The organism is Streptomyces sp. NPDC031340, from assembly GCF_055569945.1.
Genome location: NZ_JBVIIE010000092.1, coordinates 1 through 24,736, shown reverse-complemented (window position 1 = coordinate 24,736; position 24,736 = coordinate 1). Strand labels below are relative to the sequence as shown.

General features: G+C 73.5%; 21 protein-coding genes. 14 read left to right on the top strand and 7 right to left on the bottom strand.

Going from position 1 to position 24,736, the window contains the following annotated elements; all coding sequences use genetic code 11:
- Window positions 1–159: 159 nt before the first annotated feature.
- Window positions 160–597 carry a pyridoxamine 5'-phosphate oxidase family protein gene (locus ACZ5GT_RS39190; RefSeq protein ID WP_469036273.1) on the bottom strand — a complete coding sequence of 146 codons (438 nt, stop codon included), beginning with the start codon at window positions 595–597 and terminating at the stop codon, window positions 160–162.
- Between the two features lie 127 nt (window positions 598–724).
- On the opposite strand from ACZ5GT_RS39190, the gene clpB reads away from it, so the two are divergent.
- Entirely contained in the window at window positions 725–3,346 is a 2,622-nt protein-coding gene (gene clpB, locus ACZ5GT_RS39185) for an ATP-dependent chaperone ClpB (protein ID WP_469036271.1), read from the top strand.
- Between the two features lie 588 nt (window positions 3,347–3,934).
- Here clpB and ACZ5GT_RS39180 read toward each other — a convergent pair.
- Both ACZ5GT_RS39180 and ACZ5GT_RS39175 read right to left on the bottom strand, forming a co-directional pair.
- Window positions 3,935–4,618: an ABC transporter ATP-binding protein gene (locus tag ACZ5GT_RS39180; protein ID WP_469036269.1), complete on the bottom strand. Its 684-nt coding sequence runs from the start codon at window positions 4,616–4,618 to the stop codon at window positions 3,935–3,937.
- A complete protein-coding gene (locus ACZ5GT_RS39175; protein ID WP_469036267.1) occupies window positions 4,615–5,703 on the bottom strand; it encodes an ABC transporter permease in 1,089 nt (362 codons plus the stop codon). The genes ACZ5GT_RS39180 and ACZ5GT_RS39175 overlap by 4 nt, the downstream gene beginning before the upstream one ends.
- A gap of 186 nt (window positions 5,704–5,889) precedes the next feature.
- Here ACZ5GT_RS39175 and ACZ5GT_RS39170 point away from each other — a divergent pair, with 186 nt between their 5' ends.
- The 3 genes from ACZ5GT_RS39170 (at window position 5,890) to ACZ5GT_RS39160 (ending at window position 9,049) form a co-directional block, all read left to right on the top strand.
- The gene (locus ACZ5GT_RS39170; RefSeq protein WP_469036263.1) at window positions 5,890–7,104 is read left to right on the top strand and encodes a sensor histidine kinase; all 1,215 of its coding nucleotides are present in this window, start codon (window positions 5,890–5,892) and stop codon (window positions 7,102–7,104) included.
- On the top strand, window positions 7,101–7,739 hold the full coding sequence (locus ACZ5GT_RS39165; protein WP_469036261.1) for a response regulator: 639 nt from the start codon (window positions 7,101–7,103) through the stop codon (window positions 7,737–7,739). Before ACZ5GT_RS39170 ends, ACZ5GT_RS39165 begins: the two co-directional genes overlap by 4 nt.
- Window positions 7,740–7,855: 116 nt before the next feature.
- Window positions 7,856–9,049, top strand: a complete 1,194-nt coding sequence (locus tag ACZ5GT_RS39160) for a pyridoxal phosphate-dependent aminotransferase (RefSeq protein WP_469036259.1) — start codon at window positions 7,856–7,858, stop codon at window positions 9,047–9,049.
- A gap of 243 nt (window positions 9,050–9,292) precedes the next feature.
- Here the strand turns inward: ACZ5GT_RS39160 and ACZ5GT_RS39155 are convergent, their stop codons facing one another.
- Entirely contained in the window at window positions 9,293–11,335 is a 2,043-nt protein-coding gene (locus ACZ5GT_RS39155) for a flavin monoamine oxidase family protein (RefSeq protein WP_469036257.1), read from the bottom strand.
- A 306-nt stretch (window positions 11,336–11,641) separates the two neighbouring features.
- Window positions 11,642–12,193: a Uma2 family endonuclease gene (locus ACZ5GT_RS39150; RefSeq protein WP_469036254.1), complete on the bottom strand. Its 552-nt coding sequence runs from the start codon at window positions 12,191–12,193 to the stop codon at window positions 11,642–11,644.
- Window positions 12,194–12,341: 148 nt separating this feature from the next.
- On the opposite strand from ACZ5GT_RS39150, the gene ACZ5GT_RS39145 reads away from it, so the two are divergent.
- Window positions 12,342–13,529 carry a hypothetical protein gene (locus ACZ5GT_RS39145; protein ID WP_469036251.1) on the top strand — a complete coding sequence of 396 codons (1,188 nt, stop codon included), beginning with the start codon at window positions 12,342–12,344 and terminating at the stop codon, window positions 13,527–13,529.
- 18 nt (window positions 13,530–13,547) lie between these two features.
- On the opposite strand, the gene ACZ5GT_RS39140 is transcribed toward ACZ5GT_RS39145, so the two are convergent.
- The gene (locus ACZ5GT_RS39140; RefSeq protein WP_469036249.1) at window positions 13,548–14,090 is read right to left on the bottom strand and encodes a YbjN domain-containing protein; all 543 of its coding nucleotides are present in this window, start codon (window positions 14,088–14,090) and stop codon (window positions 13,548–13,550) included.
- 578 nt (window positions 14,091–14,668) lie between these two features.
- Between ACZ5GT_RS39140 and ACZ5GT_RS39135 the strand changes: the two genes are divergently transcribed.
- Window positions 14,669–15,226 carry a DUF2617 family protein gene (locus tag ACZ5GT_RS39135; protein WP_469036245.1) on the top strand — a complete coding sequence of 186 codons (558 nt, stop codon included), beginning with the start codon at window positions 14,669–14,671 and terminating at the stop codon, window positions 15,224–15,226.
- A gap of 84 nt (window positions 15,227–15,310) precedes the next feature.
- Window positions 15,311–16,954, top strand: coding sequence for a polyamine aminopropyltransferase (locus tag ACZ5GT_RS39130; RefSeq protein ID WP_469036243.1), 1,644 nt, complete (start codon window positions 15,311–15,313; stop codon window positions 16,952–16,954).
- Window positions 16,955–17,074: 120 nt separating this feature from the next.
- Here ACZ5GT_RS39130 and ACZ5GT_RS39125 read toward each other — a convergent pair whose 3' ends face one another.
- The gene (locus ACZ5GT_RS39125) at window positions 17,075–17,617 is read right to left on the bottom strand and encodes a peptidoglycan-binding domain-containing protein (RefSeq protein ID WP_469036241.1); all 543 of its coding nucleotides are present in this window, start codon (window positions 17,615–17,617) and stop codon (window positions 17,075–17,077) included.
- Between the two features lie 216 nt (window positions 17,618–17,833).
- Between ACZ5GT_RS39125 and ACZ5GT_RS39120 the strand changes: the two genes are divergently transcribed.
- From ACZ5GT_RS39120 to ACZ5GT_RS39090, 7 genes are all read left to right on the top strand, one after another.
- Window positions 17,834–19,000 carry a sensor histidine kinase gene (locus ACZ5GT_RS39120; RefSeq protein WP_469036237.1) on the top strand — a complete coding sequence of 389 codons (1,167 nt, stop codon included), beginning with the start codon at window positions 17,834–17,836 and terminating at the stop codon, window positions 18,998–19,000.
- Window positions 18,997–19,701: a response regulator gene (locus ACZ5GT_RS39115; RefSeq protein WP_469036234.1), complete on the top strand. Its 705-nt coding sequence runs from the start codon at window positions 18,997–18,999 to the stop codon at window positions 19,699–19,701. Before ACZ5GT_RS39120 ends, ACZ5GT_RS39115 begins: the two co-directional genes overlap by 4 nt.
- Before the next feature lie 129 nt (window positions 19,702–19,830).
- Window positions 19,831–20,655 carry an SRPBCC domain-containing protein gene (locus ACZ5GT_RS39110; RefSeq protein WP_469036230.1) on the top strand — a complete coding sequence of 275 codons (825 nt, stop codon included), beginning with the start codon at window positions 19,831–19,833 and terminating at the stop codon, window positions 20,653–20,655.
- A 41-nt stretch (window positions 20,656–20,696) separates the two neighbouring features.
- Complete coding sequence (locus ACZ5GT_RS39105) at window positions 20,697–21,485, top strand: aldose epimerase family protein (protein WP_469036226.1); 789 nt, start codon at window positions 20,697–20,699, stop codon at window positions 21,483–21,485.
- A gap of 10 nt (window positions 21,486–21,495) precedes the next feature.
- Entirely contained in the window at window positions 21,496–22,044 is a 549-nt protein-coding gene (gene pyrE / locus ACZ5GT_RS39100) for an orotate phosphoribosyltransferase (protein WP_469036222.1), read from the top strand.
- A gap of 190 nt (window positions 22,045–22,234) precedes the next feature.
- The gene (gene fbaA / locus ACZ5GT_RS39095) at window positions 22,235–23,257 is read left to right on the top strand and encodes a class II fructose-bisphosphate aldolase (protein ID WP_469036219.1); all 1,023 of its coding nucleotides are present in this window, start codon (window positions 22,235–22,237) and stop codon (window positions 23,255–23,257) included.
- A 938-nt stretch (window positions 23,258–24,195) separates the two neighbouring features.
- On the top strand, window positions 24,196–24,609 hold the full coding sequence (locus tag ACZ5GT_RS39090; RefSeq protein WP_469036217.1) for a DUF3151 domain-containing protein: 414 nt from the start codon (window positions 24,196–24,198) through the stop codon (window positions 24,607–24,609).
- The last annotated feature ends 127 nt before the right edge of the window (window positions 24,610–24,736 follow it).

Genomic DNA, 24,736 nt, shown 5'->3' with positions numbered 1-24,736 from the left:
CCCCCCCCCCCCCCCCCCCCCCCCCCCCCCCCCCCCCCCCCCCCCCCCCCCCCCCCCCCCCCCCCCCCCCCCCCCCCCCCCCCCCCCCCCGCTGCAGTTATCGGCGCTTTCTCCCGGTACCACCGGGTTTGAAAGAGCCCCACTTGTGGCCGAAAACAGTCAGCCGCGCCCTGAGGGGCCCGTCCGGCAATTCCCCATCGCCCGCGTCAGTTCGATCTCGATGACCACGCGCGCCGGATTCGGCCTCGGCGCCCGCTCGTAGCGCTCGGCGAAACGCCGCTCCGCCTCCGCGACCCGCTCCGGCTCGGTCCGTACGAAGGCCCGGCCCTCCAGCGTCGCCCAGCGCCGCCCGTCCACCTGGCACACGGCCACCCGTGCCCCCTCCGGCCCGGCCGCCAGCACGTTCCGCGCCTTCGCGCTCGTCCCGCTCGTGATCACCCGGGCCAGCCGTGCCCCGGGGTCGTAGGTCACGCAGACCGGCACCACGTGCGGGCTGCCGTCGGGGCGGGGCGTCGTCAGCGTGCACAGGTGCCGCTCGCGCCAGAAGCTGAGGTACGGCGCGTCGGGAGCGCCCGGATCCTGCGGGTACGAGGTCATGGCCGGAACATAACCGCTGGGATCTCCCGGACACCCCTTGAGTGGAATAGACTCAACTTTGTAGACGTTGACCGGGTCAGCACTGGGAGACGTGGCCGACGGCTGACGCCAGGAGGAGAAAGCGAACGTGGACGCCGAGCTGACCAACCGGAGCCGGGACGCCATCAACGCGGCCGGCAACCGGGCCGTTACGGAGGGGCACCCCGACCTCACCCCCGCCCACCTGCTGCTGGCTCTGCTCCAGGGGCAGGAGAACGAGAACATCACCGACCTGCTGGCGGCCGTCGAGGCCGACCAGGCGGCGGTGCGCGCCGGCGCGGAGCGGATCCTCGCCGGGCTGCCCAGCGTGACCGGGTCCACCGTCGCGCCGCCGCAGCCGAACCGGGAGCTGCTCGCCGTGATCGCGGACGCGTCCGAGCGGGCCGGGGAACTCGGGGACGAGTACCTGTCCACCGAGCACCTGCTCATCGGCATCGCCGCGAAGGGCGGCGCCGCCGGGGACGTACTCTCCGGTCAGGGGGCCAGTGCGAAGAAGCTGTCGGACGCCTTCAAGAAGGCGAGGGGAGGACGCAGGGTGACCACCGCAGACCCGGAGGGCCAGTACAAGGCCCTGGAGAAGTTCGGCACCGACTTCACCGCCGCGGCGCGGGACGGGAAGCTCGACCCGGTCATCGGCCGGGACCAGGAGATCCGCCGCGTGGTGCAGGTGCTGTCGCGCCGTACGAAGAACAACCCGGTCCTCATCGGCGAGCCCGGCGTCGGCAAGACCGCCGTCGTCGAGGGGCTCGCCCAGCGGATCGTCAAGGGCGACGTGCCCGAGTCCCTGAAGGACAAGCGGCTGGTCGCGCTGGACCTGGGCGCGATGGTCGCCGGGGCCAAGTACCGCGGTGAGTTCGAGGAGCGCCTGAAGGCCGTGCTGGCCGAGATCAAGGACTCCGACGGGCAGATCATCACCTTCATCGACGAGCTGCACACCGTCGTCGGCGCGGGCGCCGGCGGCGACTCCGCGATGGACGCCGGCAACATGCTCAAGCCGATGCTGGCGCGCGGCGAACTGCGCATGGTCGGCGCCACCACCCTCGACGAGTACCGCGAGCGCATCGAGAAGGACCCGGCGCTGGAGCGCCGCTTCCAGCAGGTGCTGGTCGCCGAGCCGACGGTCGAGGACACCATCGCGATCCTGCGCGGACTCAAGGGCCGCTACGAGGCCCACCACAAGGTGCAGATCGCGGACAGCGCGCTGGTCGCCGCCGCCACGCTCTCCGACCGGTACATCACCTCCCGCTTCCTGCCCGACAAGGCCATCGACCTGGTCGACGAGGCGGCCTCCCGGCTGCGCATGGAGATCGACTCCTCGCCCGTCGAGATCGACGAACTCCAGCGCGCCGTCGACCGGTTGCGCATGGAGGAGCTGGCGATCGGCAAGGAGACCGACCCCGCCTCGCGCGAGCGCCTGGAGAAGCTGCGCCGCGACCTCGCGGACAAGGAGGAGGAGCTGCGCGGCCTGACCGCCCGCTGGGAGAAGGAGAAGCAGTCCCTCAACCGCGTCGGCGAGCTGAAGGAGCGGCTCGACGACCTGCGCGGCCAGGCCGAACGCGCGCAGCGCGACGGCGACTTCGACACCGCCTCCAAGCTGCTGTACGGCGAGATCCCGGCCCTGGAGCGGGACCTGGAGGCCGCCTCCGAGGCCGAGGAGGAGGCCGGCAGCGACACCATGGTCAAGGAGGAGGTCGGCTCCGACGACATCGCGGATGTCGTCGCCGCCTGGACCGGCATCCCGGCCGGCCGTCTGCTGGAGGGCGAGACGCAGAAGCTGCTGCGCATGGAGGAGGAGCTGGGCAAGCGCCTGATCGGCCAGGAGGAGGCCGTGCGCGCGGTGTCCGACGCGGTGCGGCGCTCCCGGGCCGGCATCGCCGACCCGGACCGGCCGACCGGCTCGTTCCTCTTCCTCGGCCCCACCGGCGTCGGCAAGACCGAACTCGCCAAGGCGCTCGCCGACTTCCTCTTCGACGACGAGCGGGCCATGGTCCGCATCGACATGTCGGAGTACGGCGAGAAGCACAGCGTGGCCCGCCTGGTCGGCGCCCCGCCCGGATACGTCGGCTACGAGGAGGGCGGCCAGCTCACCGAGGCCGTCCGCCGCCGCCCGTACACCGTCGTCCTGCTCGACGAGGTCGAGAAGGCCCACCCCGAGGTCTTCGACGTGCTGCTGCAGGTGCTGGACGACGGCCGCCTGACGGACGGTCAGGGCCGTACGGTCGACTTCCGCAACGCCATCCTGGTGCTGACCTCGAACCTGGGCAGCCAGTTCCTGGTCGACCCGCTCCGCTCGGAGGAGGAGAAGAAGGAGCAGGTCCTGGAGGTCGTGCGGGCCTCCTTCAAGCCGGAGTTCCTCAACCGGCTCGACGACCTGGTCGTCTTCTCCGCGCTGACCAAGCCGGAGCTGGAGCGCATCGCGAAGCTCCAGATCGACCGGCTGGCCCGGCGGCTCACCGAGCGGCGGCTGACCCTGGAGGTCACCGACGAGGCCCTGGCCTGGCTCGCCACGGAGGGCCTGGACCCGGCGTACGGCGCCCGGCCGCTGCGCCGCCTGATCCAGACCGCCATCGGTGACCGCCTGGCCAAGGAGATCCTGGCTGGCGAGGTCAAGGACGGCGACACGGTCCGCGTCGACGCCTTCGGCGACGGCCTCCTGGTGGGACCGGCGACCGGAGAGAAGGCCGGCGAGACGGCCGGCAAGACGCTGTAGCCCCCCGCACGGCCCGGGCCCGTCACCCCGTGGGTGACGGGCCCCTTCCCTGTCCGCCGCCGGGCTCCCCGGGGGACCCCGGCGGCGGGGTGGGCAGGACGGATGCGGCTCCCCCTGCGGGAGCTCAGCTGCCCCGTGTCAGCTGCCTCCACCGCATCCGCCGCCCCCGCCGCACGACGACCCGCCGCCGCAGGACGACCCGCCGCCGCACGAATGGCCGCCACCGCAGGAGTGACCCCCGTGGTGCCCACCGTGCGAGCCGCTGTCGCCCCCGCCGGCCCACCAGCTGCTGTCCCCGCCGTACGAGCGCCCGCCCGACCCGCGGGCCGACCGGACCCGGCCGCCCCTGCGTGTCGCGCCGACGAGGACCGCCACGAAGACGATCCCGGCGATCACGATGATGCCGGTCATGGCGTCACCGTCCTCTCGATTCCCCCGAAGCAGCCCCCCGTGGGTGCCTCGCCGTGTTGCGTGCCCGGGGGATGCCCGGCCCCGCCGGCGGCCAAAGCAGAGTTGAGCGAATTCTGAGCCTCGGAATCCGGCGGGCGTGCGGTCCGGCCCGGCGGCCACGCACGCGGAGACCGCGTACTAGCGGTTCGTGACCGGCAGGCGCAGGCGTCCGTCGTGGACTTCGGCGATCCGGTCGGCGGCGGTGAGGTGCGCGCGGTCGTGGGTGACCAGGACGGTGGCGGTGGCCTGCCGGTGGGTGAGGCGGGTGATGAGGTCGATGACGGCGGCGCCCCGCTCGTGGTCGAGGGCGCTGGTGGGTTCGTCGACCAAGAGGACGGTGGGGTCGTTCATCAGGGCGCGGGCGATGTTGACGCGCTGGCGCTGGCCGCCGGAGAGCTGGTGGGGGCGGCGGCCGGCCCGGTCGGCGAGACCGACGGCGTCCAGGAGTTCCATCGCCCGGGTGTGGGCGGTGCGGGGTTTGCGGCCGTCGATCCGGGCCATGACCTGGAGCTGTTCGACGGCGGTGAGGGACGGCAGCAGGTTGGGCTGCTGGAAGACGATGCCGATCTTGTGGCGGCGCAGTCCGGTCAGTTCGCCGCGGCTCAGGCCGGTGGTGGTCCGGCCGTCGATGGTGACCGTGCCGGAGTCGGGGGTGATCAGGGTGGCGGCGACCGCGAGGAGGCTGGACTTGCCGGAGCCGGAGGGGCCGACCACCGCGGTCAGGCTGCCCCGGGGCACGTCGAGGGTGACGTGGTCGAGGGCGGTCAGGCGGGTGTCGCCGTCGGGGTAGGTGAGGGTGACGTCGGTCAGGCTCAGGCTCATCGGGCGCTCCCCAGGGCGGTCAGCGGGTCGACGGAGGTGATGCGGCGGATGGACAGGGCGGCGCCGAGCCCGCCGAGCAGGATGATCACGGCGGCCGGGACCAGCACGGTCGCGGGGGTGAGGAGGAAGGGCACGGCTCTGCCGGACACGAGCGCGCCGACGGCGGCGGCCGTGCCGGTGCCGATCAGGGTGCCGCCGACGAGCAGGACGACGGCCTGGCCGAGGGCGTCCCCGAGCAGGCCCGCGGTGGAGGCGCCCAGGGCCTTGAGGACGGCGACGTCGCCGCTGCGCTGGATGGTCCAGACGGTGAAGAAGGCCCCGATGACGAGGGCGGAGATGGCGAACAGGAAGCCGCGCATCAGCTGCAGCGAGCCGTTCTCGGAGGTGTAGGAGCCGATCGCGGACAGCGAGTCCCCGGTGGACACCGTCCTGGTGCCGGCCCGGCGGTCGGTGGCCGCCGTGTCGGCCTCGGAGGTGGTGTCCAGGGCGATGACGGTGGCCCTCGGGCCCGGCCCGCCGCCGGTGGGCGGCGCGGTCCTCCGCCAGGTGTCCAGACTGGTCCAGATCACCGGGGTGTGGCTGAAGTGGGCGTCGCCCTCGACGGCGGCCGCCGTCAGCCGCGTGCCCGCCAGGGTGAGGGAGTCGCCGGCCCGCACGCCGAGGTCGTCGGCGGCCGCGGTGGACAGCACCACCGCGCTGCCGGTGATCCTGTCGCCGGCCGGGGCGAGGCGGGAGCCGGGCTCGACGCCGAAGACCGAGACCCCGATGCTCCGGTCCCCGGCGGTGGCCCTGGTCGTGGTGATCCCCAGCGGCTCGGCGCTTTCGACGCCGGGCGCCTCGGACCACTGCCGCCACTGCCGCTCGGTGACGGTGGAGTTCGCGTACGACGGGTCCTGCCCGTCGGCGGGCGCCTGGAAGGCGATCCGGTCGGCGGGCAGCGACGTGATCGCGGAGATGTTCTGCTGCCCCAGTCCGGCCGTCAGCCCGGACAGCAGTCCGACCAGCAGGGTGATCAGCACGATGACGGTTCCCATCAGGGCGAAGCGCCCCTTGGCGAACTTCAGGTCTCTCCAGGCGACGAACACGGCCCCGGCCTGTCCTTTCCGGCGGTGGAAGCGGCATGACTCCGCGGTACGACTCCACCGTCGCCGACGACGCCCCCCGCGCGCGTCCGGCGCAGGACGGCACTTGGCGGGCCGAAAGACGGCGCACAGGTTCCAACTTTCGATGGAGGCCCACCGGGCGCCGGCCTTCGTAATCTGGAAGGCACTGTGAACACCGCTGCCCCCGCCCTGACCCCGACCACCCGGGCCCTGGCCTGGTGCCTGCACCTGCTGATCATCGGCCTGCTCGCGCTGGCCGCCGGACGGGCCGTGGCCGACGCCCGCCCGCACGCCGGGTGGGTCGTCGCCGCGTCGGCGGCGTGCGGCCTGGTGTACGCGGTCGGACCCGCGCTGCCGGGCGTCGGCCGGTCGCGGCGTGCCGCCGCGCTGTGGCTGGCCGCCGTGGGCGCCTGCTGGCTGACGGTGTTCGCCCTGTCCCCGGACGCCGTGTGGGTGGCCTTCCCGCTGTACTTCCTCCAGCTGCACCTGCTGCCCCGCCGCGCCGGGACGGCGGCCGTGGCCGCCACCGCCGTCGCGGCCGTCGCCGGCTTCGCCGCCCACCAGCACTCCTTCAGCCCCGCCATGGCCATCGGCCCCGCGCTCGGCGCCGCCGTGGCGGTCGCGGTGGTGTGGGGATACCAGGCCCTGTACCGGGAGAGCGAGGACCGCCGCCGGCTGATCGAGGAGCTCACCGCCACCCGCGCCGACCTGGCCGCCGCCCAGCACACCGCCGGTGTACTGGCCGAACGCGACCGCCTGGCCCGCGAGATCCACGACACCCTCGCCCAGGGCCTCTCCAGCATCCAGCTGCTGCTGCGCGCCGCCGAACGGGCACTGCCCCGGGCGCCGCAGAACGCGTCCCGCTACGTCGAGCAGGCACGGCAGGCCGCCGTCGACAACCTGGCCGAGGCTCGCCGCTTCGTCGCGGCCCTCACGCCGCCCACGCTGGAAGGCACCACCCTGGCGGGCGCCCTGGAACGCCTGTGCGCCACCACGTCCGCCCGGCACCGGCTCACCGCGCGCTTCCGCCTCACCGGCGACCCCGCCCCGCTCGCCACCGCCCACGAGGTCGCGCTGCTGCGCATCGCCCAGTCCGCCCTGGCCAACACCGTGCACCACGCCGAGGCCGGCACCGCGGAGGTGACCCTCGGCTACACCGGTGAGCACGTCGCCCTGGACGTCGTCGACGACGGCCGCGGCTTCGACCCTGCCCGCCTGCCAGCTCCCGACCCGGAGGCCGGCGGGTTCGGACTGGCCGCCATGCGGGCCCGCGTGCAGGCCCTCGGAGGCACCCTCACCATCGAATCCGCCCCCGGCCACGGCACCGCCCTGGCCGCCCGGCTGCCCCTGAACCAGCCGGCCGAGACCGAGGCCCGCCCGTGACCGACAGCGCCCCCATCCGCCTGCTCCTGGCCGACGACCACCCTGTGGTGCGGGCCGGGCTGCGCGCCGTGCTGGAGACCGAGCCCGGCCTCGTCGTCATGGCCGAAGCCGCCACCGCCGAGGACGCCGTCACCCGCGCCGCCGAGGGCGACATCGACGTCGTGCTGATGGACCTGCAGTTCGGCAAGGGCATGGGCGGCGCCGAAGCCACCGCCCTGATCGCCGCCCGGCCGGGAGCCCCCCGGGTGCTGATCGTCACCACCTACGACTCCGACGCCGACACCCTGCCCGCCATCGAAGCCGGCGCCACCGGGTACCTCCTCAAGGACGCCTCGCCCGAGGACCTGGCTGCCGCCGTACGCACCGCGGCAGCCGGACGCACCACGCTGGCGCCCACGGTCGCCGACCGGCTGATGAACCGGCTGCGGGCGCCGGGCGCCGCCCTGACCCGGCGCGAGACCGAAGTCCTCGCCCTGGTCGCCGACGGCCTTTCCAACCAGGCCGTCGGCGACCGACTCCACCTGACCGAAGGAACGGTCAAGTCCCACCTGGCCCGCATCTACGCCAAACTCGACGTCGACTCACGCACCGCCGCCGTCGCCACCGCCACCGACCTCGGCCTCATCCGCCGCTGACCGGACCTGCCGTCGGCGATGCGCGCCAGGCCCTGGGTGATTCGCGCAAGGCCGGGGTCCGGCGCGGCCGGCCGGAGACGACGGCAGGTTGAGGAAATCCGCGGCTTCGGCGCACGATGACCCGCATGACCTCCAGCACCCGCCCGCCGCTCAACCGCCGGCTCGCCGAGTTCGGGACGACGATCTTCGCCGAGATGTCGGCGCTCGCCCTGCGGACCGGGGCGATCAACCTGGGACAGGGCTTCCCCGACACGGACGGCCCCGAGGAGATCCGCGAGGCGGCCGTGCGGGCGCTGCGCGACGGCCGCGGCAACCAGTACCCGCCCGGCCCGGGCGTCCCCGAGCTGCGCACCGCCGTCGCCGCCCACCAGCAGCGGCGGTACGGGCTGGCCTACGACCCCGACACCGAGGTCCTGGTCACGGCGGGCGCCACCGAGGCCATCGCCGCCTCGCTGCTCGCCCTCCTGGAGCCCGGCGACGAGGTGATCGCCCTGGAGCCGTACTACGACTCCTACGCCGCCTGCATCGCGATGGCGGGCGGCACCCGGGTGCCGGTCACCCTGCACCCGCACGAGGGAAGCTTCCGGCTGGACCTGGACGAGCTGCGCGCCGCCGTCACCGCCCGCACCCGCCTGCTGCTGATCAACACCCCGCACAACCCCACCGGCACCGTCCTCACCCGCGAGGAACTCGCCGCGATCGCCGAACTGGCCGTCGAGCGGGACCTCCTGGTGGTCACCGACGAGGTCTACGAGCACCTGGTCTTCGACGACGCCGAACACCTGCCGCTGGCCGGTTTCCCCGGCATGCGGGAGCGGACGGTGACCATCGGATCGGCCGGCAAGACCTTCTCCTTCACCGGCTGGAAGGTCGGCTGGGTGACCGCGGCCCCCGCGCTGGTCGCCGCCGTCCGCTCGGCCAAGCAGTTCCTGACCTACGTCGCCTCCGGGCCCTTCCAGTACGCCGTCGCCGAGGCGCTGCGCATGCCGGACTCGTACTTCGACGCCTTCCGCGCCGATATGCGGGCCAAGCGCGACCTGCTGGCGGGTGGCCTGGAGGAGGCGGGTTTCACGGTCTTCCGCCCGGTCGGCACGTACTTCATCACCACCGACATCCGACCCCTCGGCGAGAGCGACGGCACCGCCTTCTGCCGCTCTCTCCCGCAGCGCGCGGGTGTGGTCGCGATCCCCAACGCGGTCTTCTACGACCACACCGCAGCAGGCGCCCCCTACGTCCGGTTCGCATTCTGCAAACGCACCGAGGTGCTGATGGACGCGGTGGAAGGGCTCCGCAAGGCGTTCGCGCACTGACCGCCGTCCTACGGGACCGGTCGTCGCGCTCCTCGTCGCCTGCCCTGCCTCACCCTTCCGGAACTCTCGCGCCGGAGACCGCCCGGTCCCGGCCGTCATTCCGGCGCTTGCCGCAGTACAAAGGAGACTGCCCGGCTGGCGAGCAGGCCGGCGCCACGGTGAGGGCTGCCCGGGCGCCGCCGAGCCGGGAGCCACTCGGCGGGTCCGTACTCGACGAAGCACTGCTGGACCGCTCCGAGGCCACTACTGGGCCAGGTGCACCTCCAGTGCCGCCCGCACGCCGGACTCGACGGCACCCTCGATCCACGACGGCTTGACCGAGGTGTGGTCCCCGGCGAAGCGCAGTGGGCCCTCGGGGGCGCGGATGTGTCCCAGGAGTTCGGTGTGCTGGCCGGGGAGCAGAACGGACGCCTCACCGTACGCGTACGGATCGCGCAGCCAACTCTGGGTGCGGCCCGCGCCGGTGTAGAACACCTCCACCCGCTGTCCGTAGACCTGTTGCAGGCCGCGCAGGGCGTAAGGGTAACGGGCCTCGTCGTCGAAGGAGTCCCAGCGGGAGGCGTCGTCAGCCCAGCAGTAGGAGGCCAGGACGACGCCTCCCTTGCTGCCGGGAACAGGGTGCGATGGATTGATCATGAAGCGGTTGGAGTTGTCGGAGACCGACCCGCCGCCGATGATGTGAGCGGCCTCGGGCTGGTCGCGGCCGACCCAGCGGTTGGCGGCGTAGTGCGCGCGCTGTGCCGGGCTGATGTGACCGCGCGGCACCGAGGGATGCGCCCCGAGCAGGCTGCCGTCGGCGGGCGCCTTGCCACGCAGGTAGTCCTGGTACAACCCAGGCCGTACGGCGTTGAGTTCGCGTTTCCAGTCGGCCTCGGTGAACTCCCACCAGCGGCGGCTGAACTCCAGCAGCACCTTGGTCGCGCTGTCGTAGTGCAGCTCGGCGACGGCACGGCGCTTTCCGTATGCCATCAGCGGGCTGATCTGCACCTGTCGCAGCCCGGAGAACGGCACGGTGACGATCGCCAGGTCACCGGTGAACTGCTCGCGCACCACCGTGCCGTCACGGCCTTCCGACACGGTGTCGATCCACACGTGCGGGCCGTTCCGGCGCACGTGCGAAGTGTCGTCGGCACCGGGCTCGTGCTGTCGTCCGGCGTCCCAGTACTCGATGTGCGTGGCACGCCGGTCGCGGCGCAGCACGTCGGACACCTTCCGCAGCAGCGCGTCCGGGAGTGTCGCCGTGCCGCCGACCAGCTCCCAGAAGGCGGTGCCCGGGCTGATCAGGGACTGGCTGATGAAGCTGTGGATGAAGGACAGCGGCAGCCGCGAGGTCAGGTTCTCCAGGGTGCCGAGCAAGTCGATGGTGCGCTCGTCGAAACCGGCCTGTTCGGTCAGGAACCGGTACATGGACCAGTCGCCGTAGCGTTGGACGACCCGTGCCCAGCCCCGCACCCGCTCCGGCATGGGTTTGTCGACGCGCTTGCCGTCCGGCCCGACCGTGCTGAACTCGTCGCGTACGGGATCGAGGGCATCGCCGAGGATCTTCGAGGAGGGCGTGTCCCAGTATTTGCGGGGTACTCCGAAGGACTGGTTGACGCGGCGGGGGGATCTGGCGTACTCGGAGCGGCGTACGCGGATACCGTTGACGTGCAGCCATGCGTGGTTGACGGGTTTGCCCGATCCGTCGACGTCGACGAGGTGGAACGGGCGCTTCTCGAGGCCGAGTTGCTCGATCAGGTGCATCACCAGCGGGTGACTGCCGGGAATCCGCATGGCGCCGGCCTCCGCGTACTGCCGCGGATCGGCGAACGGCTGGGCGGCGTGCTCGTGGCCACCGGTGCGGAAGGTCTTGATACGGCCGCCGACCCGGTTGCCGTTGGCCTCCAGCAGCGTCACGTGGTGTCCGGCGCGCTTGAGCAGCCAGGCAGCGACGAGGCCGGCCGGACCGGCACCCACGACCAGGACCTTCTTGGCGGCCTTGGTCCGGGCTCGGGGCAGCCCGGAACCGAGGATCTTCTCGTACGTCGGTACCAGGGGCCTGTCGTGTGCGTCGACGACCAGCAGCGCGCGGGCGACGGCAAGACAGGTGTCCCAGTCGGCGGTGGAGCGGGACGGGCAGGGGGCCCGCTCCGGGACGGCGGGAGCGGCAGGGGCGGCCGGTACCGCGTCGGCCGGGTCGGCGGTGCCCAGTCCGAGGACGGCGGCGCCGGCTGCCGTGCCGGTGGCGGTCGTGAAACGCCGCCGGGACAAAGGCGGTTGGCTGGCAGTGGTGCGGAGTTCATCCATGCGTCCTGGATAGGGCCCGCCGGAGTGCCGCGGCCGAGAGACGATCAGCGCTCACCCGGACGTGCGAGCGCGGGGGCTCGACCACCCCGCCCGCAGTGCACGCACGCGGAACAGATGCTTCCGTGCGCCCCCGCACCCGCCCGGCAGCCCAAGGCCGGCGGTTCACGCGCGTACTGTCCCTGCCGTCTGCCGTCTGCCGTCTGCCGTCTGCCGTCTGCCGTCTGCCGTCTGCCGTCTGGCGTCCGCTTGAGCCCGACCATGCCTGACGTCGGGGCGCCGACGGCAGGGTCGCACGGGACCCCTTCGTCAGCGGGCGTCCGTCTCGGGCTCCGGGCGCGGGAGCTCGTCGAGGTCGAGGGTGAAGGTGCGGCCGTCGGCCAGGGGGATGGGGAGCTTGCCTGTGCCGTACTTGTGGGTGTGCGCCGCGACGTAACCGGTGGTGACCGGCTGCGTGTGGACGACGACTTCCTGGGCGTACGGGTCCACGACCAGGTAGACGGGGATGCCGTAGCGGCCGTACTTCGCGGTGCAGTCGTCGTAGTCCTTGCGCGCGGAGGAGGTCGAGACGACCTCGGAGATCAGCAGGACGTCCTCGAAGCCGTAGCGCTTGCCCTCCCGGCGGGCGTCCTCGCGGAGGATCGCCAGATCGGGGGCCGAGTTCTCGTCGGCGGGGAAGTCGATGTACACGTCGGAGGTGATCTTTGCGTGACGGCCGAGGGCGAGAGAGTCGATCTGCATGGAGCGGATGGTGGCGGAGTGCTCGAAGCTCCGCGGAGTCATGATCACCTTTCCGTCGGCTCCGAACAGGACCGTGTATCCCTTGGGGAACTCGGTGTGCACGATCGCGTCGACGCTCATGGACTGCTCCTTCCCGTGTGCGGTCAAGATACGACGGAGAGGGGCGCGGCCCGGGGCCGTCACGTCGCCGCGCCGGGCGGGCGGGTAGGCGCACCCGCCCGGACGCACACCGGTCGCGGGGCGCGCGTGCGGGCTGCACTGTGCCGGTGTGACCCACGCCAGCACCCTCGCCCGACCGTCCGTCACCCGGCCCGGCGCCCGGGGCCGCGCCCACCTGCCGACGGCGGGGGCGCTGGCCGGTGCCGTCGGCCTGTTCGCCGCCGCCCGTCTGCTGGGCGTCGTCGTGCTGGCGCTCGCCGCACGGGCGAACGGGCAGCAGCCGCTCGCGCTGCTCGGGCGGTCCTGGGACTCGCTGTGGTACCTGGGGATCGCCGCCCACGGGTACGGCCGCACCCTGCACTTCGGGGACGGCGCCGTCCAGAGCGACCTGGCGTTCTTCCCGCTCTACCCGGCGCTGGTGCGGGCCGTGACCGCCGTCAGCCCGCTCGGCTGGGGCGCGGCCGGGCTGGCGGTGTCGTGGCTGGCGGCGGTCGTCGCGGCGGGCGGCATCCACGCGCTCGGCGCCCGGCTGTACGGCCGGACGCCGGCCGCCGTACTGGTGCTGCTGTGGGGCCTGCTGCCGCACTCGGTGGTGCTGTCGATGGCGTACACCGAGCCCGTGCTCACCGCGTTCGCCGCCTGGTCGCTGTACGCGGTGCTCACCGGGCGCTGGGTGTGGGCGGGGGCGCTGGCCGCGCTCGCCGGGCTGTCGAGGCCCAACGGTCTGGCGGTCGCGGTGGCGGTGCTGGCCGCCGTCGGGCAGGAGGTGTGGCGGCGGCGCGGAAAAGTCGTCCACAGGCTGTGGACGGGCGCCGCGCTCGCGCCGCTCGGCTGGACGGCGTACGTGCTGTGGGTCGGCCTGCGCACGGGCGACGTGCTCGGCGGCTACTTCCGGGTGCAGCGGCTGTGGGGCTCCCGCTTCGACCTGGGCCGCGGCTCGCTGCGGTTCGTGCTCCACCTGCTGCTGCACGGCGACCGTTTCGTCTTCCCGGTGGCGCTGCTGACCGTCGCGGCGGCGGCCGTGCTGTACGCCCTCCTGCTGGCCGACCGCGCCCCGCTGCCGCTGCTGGTGTACGGCGGCGTCCTGCTGCTGATCGCGGCCGGCGGCTCGGGGTTCTTCGAATCCAAGCCCCGCTTCCTGCTGCCGGCCTTCCCGCTGCTGCTGCCGCTCGCCCGGGCCCTGGCGCGCACGGCGAGAGCCCGGCCGTGGCACGCGACCGTGGTGGTCGGCGCCCTGGCCGGGCTCTCGTTCGGCTACGGGGCGTACCTGGTGGTACTGGCCCGGGTGCCCCTGTAGGGCGAGGCGGTGGGAGGACTACGCGTCGTCGTCGCCGGGCTCGTCGCCGGGCTCCTCCGCGTCGTCGATCTCCTGCTCGAGGCCGAGCTGCTCCACGAGCCACCGGTCGAACTCGATGGCGGCCCGCACCCAGCTGACCGTGGAGGAGACGAAGTGCTCCAGGCTCACCCCGGTGCCGATCAGCATCTGCGCCTCGCCGATCAGGCGGACGGTGCCGTCGTCGTGGGTGTGGCTGTAGACCTTGGGCCAAAGGGTCCGGCGGTTCCAGTCGTCGATGGACTCCAGCAGCTGGGCCTTCTCGTCGATGCCGTGCGGCCGGTCGTAGAACGTCCGCACCGAGAAGACCTGCTGGTCGCCCTCACCACGGAACATGAAGTACGTACGGAACTGCTCCCACGGAGCCGCGAGGTCACCCTCTTCGTCGACGACGTACTTGAGCTCCATCTGGTCGAGGAGCTGCTTCACGAGGTCCTGATCCGGGATGACGGGGCCCGCCGGTCCCTGGGACTGCGGCTCGGGCTGGCCCCCGAAGTTCGGAATCGAGGACGGGTCGATGGACATACTTGGACACTCCTGCGGTCGTCTGGCTCGTCCGGCCATCGCTGAGACCAGACGTACTGCCCACCCTCTCTCTCTTGGCACGTGACCGGCAACCTTGCCTGGCGGGCGGCACCGCCCATCTGGCCGCCGCCAGGCGGCCGTCAGGCTCCCGTCGGGCCCGCTTCAGGTTTCCGTCAGGTCCGCGTCACGTCCCTGTCGGTTCCCGTCGGTTCTCCGTCGGTTCCCGTCGGTTCCCCGTCGGTCATCCTCTGTCGGTCTGCCGTCGGAGTCGTGCCGGACCCCCGGCGCTCGGGCCGCCGCGCGGGGTCCGTGGCCGCGCTCCTCGCGCGCTCCGGCGCGCGCCATGGTTGAACAGTTGAGCTGTGCAGCCCTCTCAGGGATGGAAACGTCACGAAGTTGGGTAAAAACGCTGTGGCGGCGCCACAGTTCATGATTCCCTCTAAATCACCAACGCGGCCCTCGGACGTCCTGTGCACATCCTCCCGACGTCCCGACCGGGCCGGCCGGTCCGGTCTCCCGGTGCCGACCGGCATGCGCCGGACCCAGACCTCCTGTTTGCGTGCTTGCGGAGCCGATCCATGCTCACGACCCTGAACACCGCCTACACCGACACGTCCGCGGCCGACCTCGCCTGGGCCCTGGGGCGCGAACCGCTTCCGGCGCTGGCCACGCTCGATCTCGAACTCACGGGCGCCAAGCTGCAGTTGAGACTCCTCGGCGCGTCGCACCAAGTGCTCCTGGAGGAGGCGCGGGGCAACTGCTCGGAGACGGTCGCGTGCATCGCGGGCAGCAGCACGCCGTTGCCGCTGGGCGTCGCCAAGCGCGTCGACGACTGGGAGTACGAGTTCGCCGCCCGGGTCGAGGTGCTCTCGCCCGGCTCCTTCGCGGGCCGCGCCCAGGAGTTGCTGGCCCTGGTCTCCGACCACCCGCACGGCCTGGCCGGCGTCTTCCCGGGCAGTCCGCACGCCTTCACCGCGATGCTCGCCCACCACCACGAGGGGCAGGTGCACTGGCGGACCTGGCACGCCTATCCGCAGGACGGGCAACTGGTGGCGACGCGGACCCGGGTCGGGGTGCGGACACCGGCCGCCCGGCCCGCCACCCGCCGGGCCGACCGCAGCCCGTCCCCGGTCTGACGCGAACGTGTGAAGCCCGGCGGACGGTGGTTTCACACGCGTGGGTGACAAAACGTGACCGCTCCGTGACGTAACGTCGCAGTTGTGATCGAACAGCACGCCCCGGCCCCGCCCCGCCGCCCGCTCCCGCCCGCCCGCCCCTGGGCGGCGCCGGCGCGGCTGCCCGTCCTGCCACGGACGGGACGGTTCCTGGTCCTGGCGTGCGCCTTCGTCTGCGCCGCCTGCGGGCTCGTGTACGAACTCGAACTCGTCGCCCTCGCCTCGTACCTGACCGGGGACTCGGTCACCCAGGCGTCCGTCGTGCTGTCGGTCATGGTCTTCGCGATGGGCGTCGGCTCGCTCGCGGCGAAGAGACTGCGCCGGCACGCCGCGGCCGGCTTCGGCGCGCTCGAGGCGGCGCTCGCCCTCGTCGGCGGCTGCAGCGCGATGGCGCTGTACGCCGTCTTCGCCTGGACCGGCGCCTGGGGCGGGCTGTGGGCGAGCGGGCCCCGCTGCCTCCTGGTCGCCTTCTCCCTCACCATCGGCCTGCTGATCGGCGCCGAGGTGCCGCTGCTGATGGAGCTGATCCAGCGCATCCGGCGGCAGGACGCGGGCGGCGCGGTGGCCGACCTGTTCGCCGCCGACTACGTCGGCGCCCTCGTCGGCGGCCTGGCGTTCCCGTTCCTGCTGCTGCCGATGCTGGGCCAGCTGACCGGCGCCCTGATCACCGGCACGGTCAACGCCGTCGCGGGCGGCGCCCTGGTCCTCGGTCTGTTCCGCGGCGAACTCAGCCGCCGCGCCCGCCGGCTGCTGCTGGTCGCCAACGTCGCCGTGCTCGGCGTCCTGGCCTCCGCGGCCGTACTCGTCGGCGACTTCGAGACCGCCGCCCGGCACGCGGTCTACGGCGACGACGTGCGCGTGGCCCTGCGGACCGGCAGCCAGGAGATCGTCCTCACCGGCGGCACCCACGGCCGCCCCGTCGCCCTCTTCCTCGACGGCCGGCTGCGCGCCGGCGGCCCCGACGAGCGGCGCTACCACGAGGCACTGGTCCACCCCGCGATGAACGGCCCCCACGCGCGCGTGCTCGTCCTCGGCGGCGGCGACGGACTGGCCGCGCGCGAGGTGCTGCGCCATCCGGGCGTGCGCCGGGTGGACGTCGTCGAACCCGACGCCGCCGTGGTGCGGCTGGCCCGCCACGACCCGGCCCTGTCGGCCCTGGGCGGCCACGTCTACGACGATCCGCGCGTGCACGCGTTCACCGCGGACGCCTTCCGCCGCCTGCGCGGCGCACCCCGGGCGGCGTACGACGTGGTGATCTGCGACCTGCCCGACCCGGGCATCACGGCGAGCACCAAGCTGTACTCGCAGGAGTTCTACGGGCTGGCCCGCCGCGTGCTCGCGCCCGGCGGCCGCCTGGTGGTCCACGCCGGCCCGGTCGCCACCCGGCCGCGCGCGTTCTGGACGGTGGACGCCACGATCCGCGCCGCCGGCCTGCGCACCGCCGTCTACCGCGTCCCCGGCCCTGACCGATCCACCACCGGCGGCTCCACGGTCGCCTCGCGCGCCCCGCGCGACTGGGGCTTCGTCCTCGCCGCCCGCACGGCCCCGCGGCTCGCCCTGGACCCCCGTGCCCCGCGCCCACGCACCCTCACCCCCGCACGCCTCGCGGCGGACGCGCGGGCGGCGGCCCGCACCCGGGTCGGCGGCCTGCGCCCGTCGACGCTGGTGCATCCCCGGTACACGTACTGAACCTCACGCGCGTACTGAGCCGCACGGACGTGAGGACGGCCGCGCGCGAGGACGGCACGCGCGGGCGGTCCGTCCCTCCCCCGTACAGGGACGGACCGCCGCGCTTCCCCCCGGCGTGGGTCAGACGACGTTCAGCGTGTTGTACGAGGCGACCTTCCAGCCGCGGCTGTTGTTCACCTTCAGCGAGTACTTGCCGCCGCTGCGCTTGAACGTCAAGGTGTGCTTGCTGCCGATGTAGGTGACCGTGCCGTTGCCGTTGTCGACGAGGTAGAAATCGGCGGCGCCGAGCGTCTTCGGGCCCGCCTTGCCGTCCACGGTCAGGCCCGCCCCGCGGTCGCGGTTCAGCAACTTCTGGAGCTGCTTCACCGCGTAGGTGGTGTTGGGGCCGTACTTCCCGTCGATGTCGGACCAGTCGAACGCCGTGCCGTTCTGCTCCTTGACGCCCTCGGCCCACAGGACCTGCTGCACCAGCGCGGTGGCGTTGCTGTGCGAGTGGCTGGAGGCGGAGAGGGTGCCCTCGTCGCCCCAGTCGTCCGTCGTGTTGCCCGCCCCGGAGACGTAGCCCTGGGCGATGCTGGCCGACGCCGGCGAGGCGGTGAGGGCGAGAGCCCCGCCCACGGCGGCGGCGACGGCGAGCGATACGACCTTGGTACGCAGTGCCATGTCAGATGTCCCCTTCCGGCCGCGAGGCGGGCTCCCCCGTTGGTCACCCCCCCCCTGCGACCCGCACCCAGAAGCTACGGGCCCACGGCCCCCCGCCGAATCCCGCCGAAGGTGGATCCGCGGGCCAACCCCTGCGGTAGCCGCGCGGGTCCTACAACTTCCGTGGTACCCCGGGAGACTGACGCCCCGTCCGCACCCCGCGGCTACCCTGCGGCAATGCGGATCCGCCCCACCGTGGCCGACGGCCTGATCGCCGCGGCCCAGACCACCGTGGCCGTCCTGCTCGGCAGGGAGGCCGCCGCCCAGGGGTGGGACGCGCTCGACCCGCTCGCCTGGACGCTCGTCGCCCTGGCCAACCTGCCCCTCGTCTGGCGCACCAGGGCCCCGCTGGCCCTCTGCCTCTTCGTCCACGCGGTCATGGCCCTCTACGTCTCCCTCGGCTACTGGCCCGTCGTCGGCTCCTTCGGCCCCATGCTCGCCCTCTACACCGTGGCGTCCCTGTGCCCCACCCGCACCACCGCGTCCTGCGCCGCGCTGATGGCCGGCCTCTGGATCTACGCCGGGCTGGTGACCGAGGGCAGTTCGATGGCGTCCGTCGTGGCGCAGGCCGTCGCCTGGCCCCTGGTGCTGTGGCGCTTCGGCTACCTCGCCCGCAGATCGGCCGAGCTCACCCGGCACCTGCGCGCCGAACAGGCCGAACGGGCCCGCCGCGAGGTCGCCGAGGAACGGGTGCGCATCGCCCGCGAACTGCACGACGTCGTCGCCCACCACATGGCCGTCATCAACGTCCAGGCGGGCCTGGCCCGCTTCGTGTTCACCTCCGACGCCCGCACCGCGCGCGACGCCCTCGACACCATCGAGGGCTCGAGCGGCGAAGCCCTGGCCGAATTGCGCCGCATGCTGGGCCTGTTGCGCGCCGACGGCGTCCAGGGCGCCGACCGCGGGCCCGCCCCCGGCCTGGACCAACTGGCCGACATGGTGGACCGGGTGCGCGCGGGCGGCGTCCCGGTGGACCTCCGCGTCACGGGCGAGCCGCGGCCCCTGCCCTCCGGCGTGCAACTCTGCCTCTACCGCGTGGTCCAGGAGGCCCTGACCAACGTCCTCAAACACGCGCCCGGCGCCCGGGCCGGCGTCGAACTCGCCTACCGCTCGGGCGAGGTGACGGTGTCGGTCACCGACGACGGACCGGACGACGGAAAGGGGGTGGATCCGGCCACATCGAGCGAGCACGGCGGCCATGGCTTGATCGGGATGCGGGAGCGGGCCAAGCTCTACGGCGGGACGATCGTCGTCGGCCCGCGCAGCGAGGGGGGATTCGGCGTGCACCTGACCCTGCCGACGCCGGCACGCACCGCACGCCGTGGGGACGCCGTCGCGGAATGACCGACACCTTCACCGGTGACGAGGCCCAGCCGATCCGGGTGCTCGTCGTCGACGACCAGTTCCTGGTGCGCAGCGGACTGGTCGCCCTGCTGCGCGCCGCCCCCGGCATGGAGGTCGTGGGCGCGGCCGCCGACGGCGCGGAGGCGGTCGCGCTGGCCGCGAAGACCCGCCCCGACGTGGTGCTGATGGACATCCGCATGCCCGGCACCAACGGCATCGAGGCGACGCAGCGCATCCTTGCCGAGGCGTCCGACCCGGCCCCGCGCGTCCTCGTGCTGACCACCTTCGACCTCGACGACTACGTCTACGGCGCCCTGCGCGCCGGCGCCTCCGGCTTCCTGCTGAAGGACGCCGGGCCCGAACGCCTCCTCGCGGCGGTGACCGCGGTGCACGGAGGCGACGCCCTGTTCGCCCCCGCCGTCACCCGGCGCCTGGTGGAGGCGTTCACCCGCACGGCCGACGGCCCGCCCGGCGCGGCGACGCCCGGCCTGTCCGCCCTGACGGCGCGCGAACAGGAGGTGCTCCGGCTCGTCGCCCGGGGCCTGACCAACGCGGAGGCCGCCGACCGGCTGTTCATCAGCGAGGCCACGGTCAAGACCCACCTCAACCGCACGATGACCAAGCTGGGCCTGGCCAGCAGGGCCCAGGCGGTGGTCGTGGCCTACGAGACGGGACTGGTGACGCCGGGGAGCGCCTCCTAGACGTCCGCTGGAGGCCTCCTGGACGTCCGCTGGAGGGGCTCCTGGACATCTCCCGCAGGTCTCCTGGATGGCGGTCGTTTTCGCTCGACGGGGGTGCAGGATCCGGCCTCCTGGGTAGGCTCCGCTTCCATGGAGCATGAGGTGTTCGTTCCGGTTCCGGCCCAGCGGCTGAGGGACGCCCTCGCTGATCCCGCGCAGGTGGCCCGGGCGGTTCCCGGGCTCCAGCAGGACGCCGGCAGCGAGCCCGTCGCCGGGCGGCTGAAGGTGCGCGTCGGCAGCCACTCCGTCACCTACCGCGGCACCGTGCGCGTCACCGCGCGGGACGACGGTTCCTACGCCGCCGAGGGCGACGCCACCGAGAGCCGCGGCACCGGCTCGGTCAAGCTCGCCCTCACCCTCCGGGTCCGGGACGCGGGCGGCGGCTCCACGCTGTCCTTCGAGGGGACGGCCACCGCGGACGGCCGCGTCACGGAACTCCCCGCCGAGTCGGTCGCGGCCGCCGTGACCCGGCTGCTGAACCGTTTCGCGGAGAACCTGGCCGAGGCGGGGGAGGAGCCCGCGCCGTCCGTCTTCGACGTCGAGGTCCCGCCGCCCTCCCTCGCCCCCGACGAGGACGAGGGCGAGGGCGAGGGCGAGGACGAGGGCGAGGGCGAGGAGGAGGCCGAAGCCGAGGACACGGACCGTCCGACCCCCGAAGAGTCCGACGAGTCCGAGGTGCCCGGCGACTTCGCCGACGCCCCGGAGCCCCCCGCCGAGGCGGCCCACGCCCGCCGGACGATGATCGGCCGCAGCGCGGAGGAGGTCGACCACGCGCCGCCCCGCGGCCGCTACGCCCCCGTGCCCGCCCCGCAGACCGTCGCCGAGGGTTCGCCCCTGCGCTGGGCGGCCCCCGCGGCGGCCGTGGTGCTGGCGTCGGCCATCGTGCTGGGCCGGGCGCTGCGCAAGCGCCGCTGAGACGCCGACGGGGGCGCGAACACCCCAGTAGGGTCGTGGTCGTGAGCAACGACGACATCACGCTGACCGCGGGCGACGCGGAGGTGACGGTGCAGCCGGCCAACGGCGGCCGGGTCGGGGGACTGCGCGTGGGCGGGACGGAACTGCTCCGCCAGGGCGAGCGCTACGGCTGCTTCCCGATGGTCCCCTGGTGCGGCCGGATCAGGGACGGCCGTTTCCGGGACGGCGCCACCGTCCACCAGATGCCGCTCAACGCCCCGCCGCACGCCATCCACGGCACCGTCCGCGACGGCGCCTGGCGCATCGCCCGTGCCGAGGAGGACGAGGCCGTCCTCACCTACGACCTGACCGAGCCGTGGCCCTACTCCGGCCGCGTCACCCAGGTGATCGCCCTCGCACCCGACGCCCTGACGCTGACCATGTCGGTGGAGACGTACGAGTCGTCCTTCCCGGCCCAGATCGGCTGGCACCCGTGGTTCAACCGCGACCTGGACGGCGCCGAGGCGCGCATCGACTTCACGCCCGCCTGGCAGGAGGAGCGCGGCGCCGACCACCTGCCCACCGGCAACCGCGTCGACCCGCGTCCGGGCCCCTGGGACGACTGCTTCGGGATGCCCGGCGGCGTAGACGTCACCCTCACCTGGCCCGGCCGGCTTGAGCTGAAGGTGACCAGCCGGGAGGAATGGGTGGTGCTCTACGACGAGCAGGAGGCCGCCGTCTGCGTCGAGCCGCAGACCGGGCCGCCCGACGGGCTGAACACCCGGCCCCGCCTGGTCACCCCGCTCGAGCCGCTGGAAGCCGCCACCACCTGGACCTGGCGTCCCGCTTAAGCTGACCGGCATGAGCGATGTGAGAGCCGCGCTGTTGCAGCAGATCAAGGACAAGGCCGTGGTGCACGGCAAGGTGACCCTGTCGTCGGGCCTGGAGGCCGACTACTACGTCGACCTCCGCCGAGTCACCCTCGACGGCGAGGCCGCCCCGCTGGTCGGCCAGGTGCTGCTGGACCTGACCGCGGACCTCGACTTCGACGCGGTGGGCGGCCTGACCATGGGCGCGGACCCGGTCGCGGCCGCCATGCTGCACGCGGCCGCCGCCCGCGGCAGGCGGCTGGACGCCTTCGTGGTCCGCAAGGCGGCCAAGGCGCACGGTCTGCAGCGGCGGGTGGAGGGCCCGGACATCGCGGGCCGCCGGGTCCTCGTCGTCGAGGACACCTCCACCACCGGCGGCTCCCCGCTGGCCGCCGTCGAGGCGGTGCGCGAGGCGGGCGCCGAGGTCGTCGCCGTCGCCACGATCGTCGACCGGGCGACCGGCGCCGCCGAGAAGATCCAGCAGGGCGCGGGCGTGCCGTACCTCTTCGCCTACTCCAAGGACGAGCTGGGGCTGGACTGACGGCTGGACCGACCCCGCCCGGCGGCGCCCGGCCGGTGCGCACCGGCCGCGCCCGCCGGTACGCCAGGCGTCCGGGGCTGGATCACCGGCTCATGTCTGGAAAGATGGGGACGACGACGACGTCACCCCCTAGGTCTAGGTCAGGGCCGTAGTACGCAGAACGCAACCCGCACAGTCAAGGAGCGGACACATGCCCATCGCAACTCCCGAGGTCTACAACGAGATGCTGGACCGGGCGAAGGCAGGCAAGTTCGCCTACCCGGCCATCAACGTGACCTCCTCCCAGACCCTGCACGCGGCCCTGCGCGGTTTCGCGGAGGCGGAGAGCGACGGCATCATCCAGATCTCCACGGGTGGCGCCGAATTCCTGGGCGGCCAGCACAGCAAGGACATGGTCACCGGCGCGGTGGCCCTGGCCGAGTTCGCGCACATCGTCGCCAAGAAGTACGACGTCACGGTGGCCCTGCACACCGACCACTGCCCCAAGGACAAGCTCGACGGGTACGTGCGTCCGCTGCTCGCGATCTCCGAGGAGCGGGTCAAGGCCGGCCAGAACCCGCTGTTCCAGTCCCACATGTGGGACGGCTCCGCGGAGACCCTGGCCGACAACCTGGCCATTGCCCAGGAGCTGCTGGAGCGGGCCAAGGCCGCGAAGATCATCCTCGAGGTCGAGATCACCCCGACCGGCGGCGAGGAGGACGGCGTCTCCCACGAGATCAACGACTCCCTCTACACCACGGTCGACGACGCGATCCGCACCGCCGAGGCCCTGGGCCTGGGTGAGAAGGGCCGCTACCTGCTGGCCGCGTCCTTCGGCAACGTGCACGGCGTGTACAAGCCGGGCAACGTGGTGCTGCGTCCGGAGCTGCTGAAGGAGCTGGCCGACGGCGTCGCCGCCAAGTTCGGCAAGGCGTCGCCGTTCGACTTCGTCTTCCACGGCGGCTCCGGCTCCACCGAGCAGGAGATCGCGACCGCGCTGGAGAACGGCGTCGTGAAGATGAACATCGACACGGACACCCAGTACGCCTTCACGCGCCCGGTCGTCGACCACATGTTCCGCAACTACGACGGCGTCCTGAAGGTCGACGGCGAGGTCGGCTCCAAGAAGACCTACGACCCGCGCACCTGGGGCAAGCTGGCCGAGGCGGGCATGGCGGCGCGCGTCGTCGAGGCCTGCGCCAACCTCCGCTCCACCGGCACCAGGATCAAGTAACCGCTCGTAGTACCTCCCCGTGAGCCCGGCGCCCGTCCGCGGTGCCGGGCTCACGCATGTCCGGGCGGTGCCCGCCGTGCGGTCGGCCGACCGTGGGGCGTGGGCACCGTGGGCGGGTCCGGTGGGTGGCGTCGGCGACTGTCGGCAGCCGTCCGCGGTCGGTCCGCGGCGTGGCGCCCCGCGCGGCCGGAGAGGTCGCAGGGCCGCCGTGCCGGCCGGCGGTACTCGGCCGTGAGCCCGGCGCCCGCCGACGCGCCGGGCTCTCCGCATGCCTGGTCGGTGGCCGTCGTCCGGCCGGTTCACCGCGGGGCTGTGGACACCGTGGGCGGTTCGGCGGGTGGTGTCATCAGCCGTTCGCGGCCCGTCCGCAGCATGGCGGGGCCCGCGCGGTCGGACCTGTCGCAGATGCCGCCGTACCCCCGGCGGTACCTGGCCGGGGGCACGGCGCCCACCATGGCGCCGGCCCCCGCACGTCCGGGCGGTGGCCGCCGTCCGGTCTGCGCACCGTGGGCAGTTGGCGCCGCGGGCGGACGCAGCGGGTGGCGTCGGCCGTCCGCCGCCGACTGCTCGCGGTCGGTCCGCAGCGCGGCCGCCGCGTGCGCCCCGCGCCCCGCATGCCCCGCACGCCCGCCCCGCATGCCCCGCACGCCCGCCCCGCATGCCCCTGGACCGCGCGGCCGGTGCGGTCGCGGTGCCCGCAGTGCCGTCGGCGGGACGCGGCGGCGGCCTTCGCGACCGTAGGCCGCGGCTGCCGGGCTGCCGGGCTGCCGGGGGCCGGGGGCCGGGAGGCCGATGTGGCGCAGCGGCGGCGGCCGCTGCCGGGTCGCACGGCTCCGTCGTGGCTTCGTCGCCGGAGGGCGGGCGGGGCGCGGGGGACCGCGCCGCCGCGCGCACCGGCCGCTGGGTGCAGCCGGAGGCGGATGGCGCAGACTGGGGGCATGGCCATTCACGAGAACCTTCTCGGGGGTCCGCCCCCGACCCGCCTTCCCGACGACCCGGAGCCGCGTGAACTGCTGGCGAGCGGCACCGCGCCCGCCGACGTCGCCGCCAAGTACCCGACGTCGTCGCTGGCCTGGGCCCAGCTCGCCGACGAGGCGTTCGAGCGGGGCAGCGTCGTGGAGTCGTACGCCTACGCCCGCACGGGCTACCACCGGGGCCTGGACTCGCTGCGCCGGGCGGGCTGGAAGGGGCACGGGCCGGTGCCCTGGGAGCACGAGCCGAACCGCGGCTTCCTGCGCGCCCTGCACGCCCTCGCCCGCGCCGCGCAGGCGATCGGCGAGCAGGAGGAGTACGAGCGCTGCACCCAGTTCCTGAAGGACTCCTCGCCGGCGGCCGCCCAGACCCTGGGCTGACCCGTCCGGCCCCTGCCCGGCCCGCCTGAGGTCTTCCGTTCTAGTGGTCGTCGCAACACCCCAGCTCAGGGGATGCGATGGACTTCAAGATTCGGGAGCTGCGGACAGTGGCTCAGGGCCGCAAGCA

What these genes read in the sequence shown, in the direction of transcription:
- ACZ5GT_RS39190 (WP_469036273.1), bottom strand. Translation starts at nt 597, where the DNA reads ATGACCTCGTACCCGCAGGATCCGGGCGCTCCCGACGCGCCGTACCTC.
- ACZ5GT_RS39180 (WP_469036269.1), bottom strand. Translation starts at nt 4,618, where the DNA reads ATGAGCCTGAGCCTGACCGACGTCACCCTCACCTACCCCGACGGCGAC.
- ACZ5GT_RS39160 (WP_469036259.1), top strand. Translation starts at nt 7,856, where the DNA reads ATGACCCGCATGACCTCCAGCACCCGCCCGCCGCTCAACCGCCGGCTC.
- ACZ5GT_RS39155 (WP_469036257.1), bottom strand. Translation starts at nt 11,335, where the DNA reads ATGGATGAACTCCGCACCACTGCCAGCCAACCGCCTTTGTCCCGGCGG.
- ACZ5GT_RS39150 (WP_469036254.1), bottom strand. Translation starts at nt 12,193, where the DNA reads ATGAGCGTCGACGCGATCGTGCACACCGAGTTCCCCAAGGGATACACG.
- ACZ5GT_RS39140 (WP_469036249.1), bottom strand. Translation starts at nt 14,090, where the DNA reads ATGTCCATCGACCCGTCCTCGATTCCGAACTTCGGGGGCCAGCCCGAG.
- ACZ5GT_RS39135 (WP_469036245.1), top strand. Translation starts at nt 14,669, where the DNA reads ATGCTCACGACCCTGAACACCGCCTACACCGACACGTCCGCGGCCGAC.
- ACZ5GT_RS39125 (WP_469036241.1), bottom strand. Translation starts at nt 17,617, where the DNA reads ATGGCACTGCGTACCAAGGTCGTATCGCTCGCCGTCGCCGCCGCCGTG.
- ACZ5GT_RS39120 (WP_469036237.1), top strand. Translation starts at nt 17,834, where the DNA reads ATGCGGATCCGCCCCACCGTGGCCGACGGCCTGATCGCCGCGGCCCAG.
- ACZ5GT_RS39115 (WP_469036234.1), top strand. Translation starts at nt 18,997, where the DNA reads ATGACCGACACCTTCACCGGTGACGAGGCCCAGCCGATCCGGGTGCTC.
- ACZ5GT_RS39110 (WP_469036230.1), top strand. Translation starts at nt 19,831, where the DNA reads ATGGAGCATGAGGTGTTCGTTCCGGTTCCGGCCCAGCGGCTGAGGGAC.
- pyrE (WP_469036222.1), top strand. Translation starts at nt 21,496, where the DNA reads ATGAGCGATGTGAGAGCCGCGCTGTTGCAGCAGATCAAGGACAAGGCC.
- fbaA (WP_469036219.1), top strand. Translation starts at nt 22,235, where the DNA reads ATGCCCATCGCAACTCCCGAGGTCTACAACGAGATGCTGGACCGGGCG.
- ACZ5GT_RS39090 (WP_469036217.1), top strand. Translation starts at nt 24,196, where the DNA reads ATGGCCATTCACGAGAACCTTCTCGGGGGTCCGCCCCCGACCCGCCTT.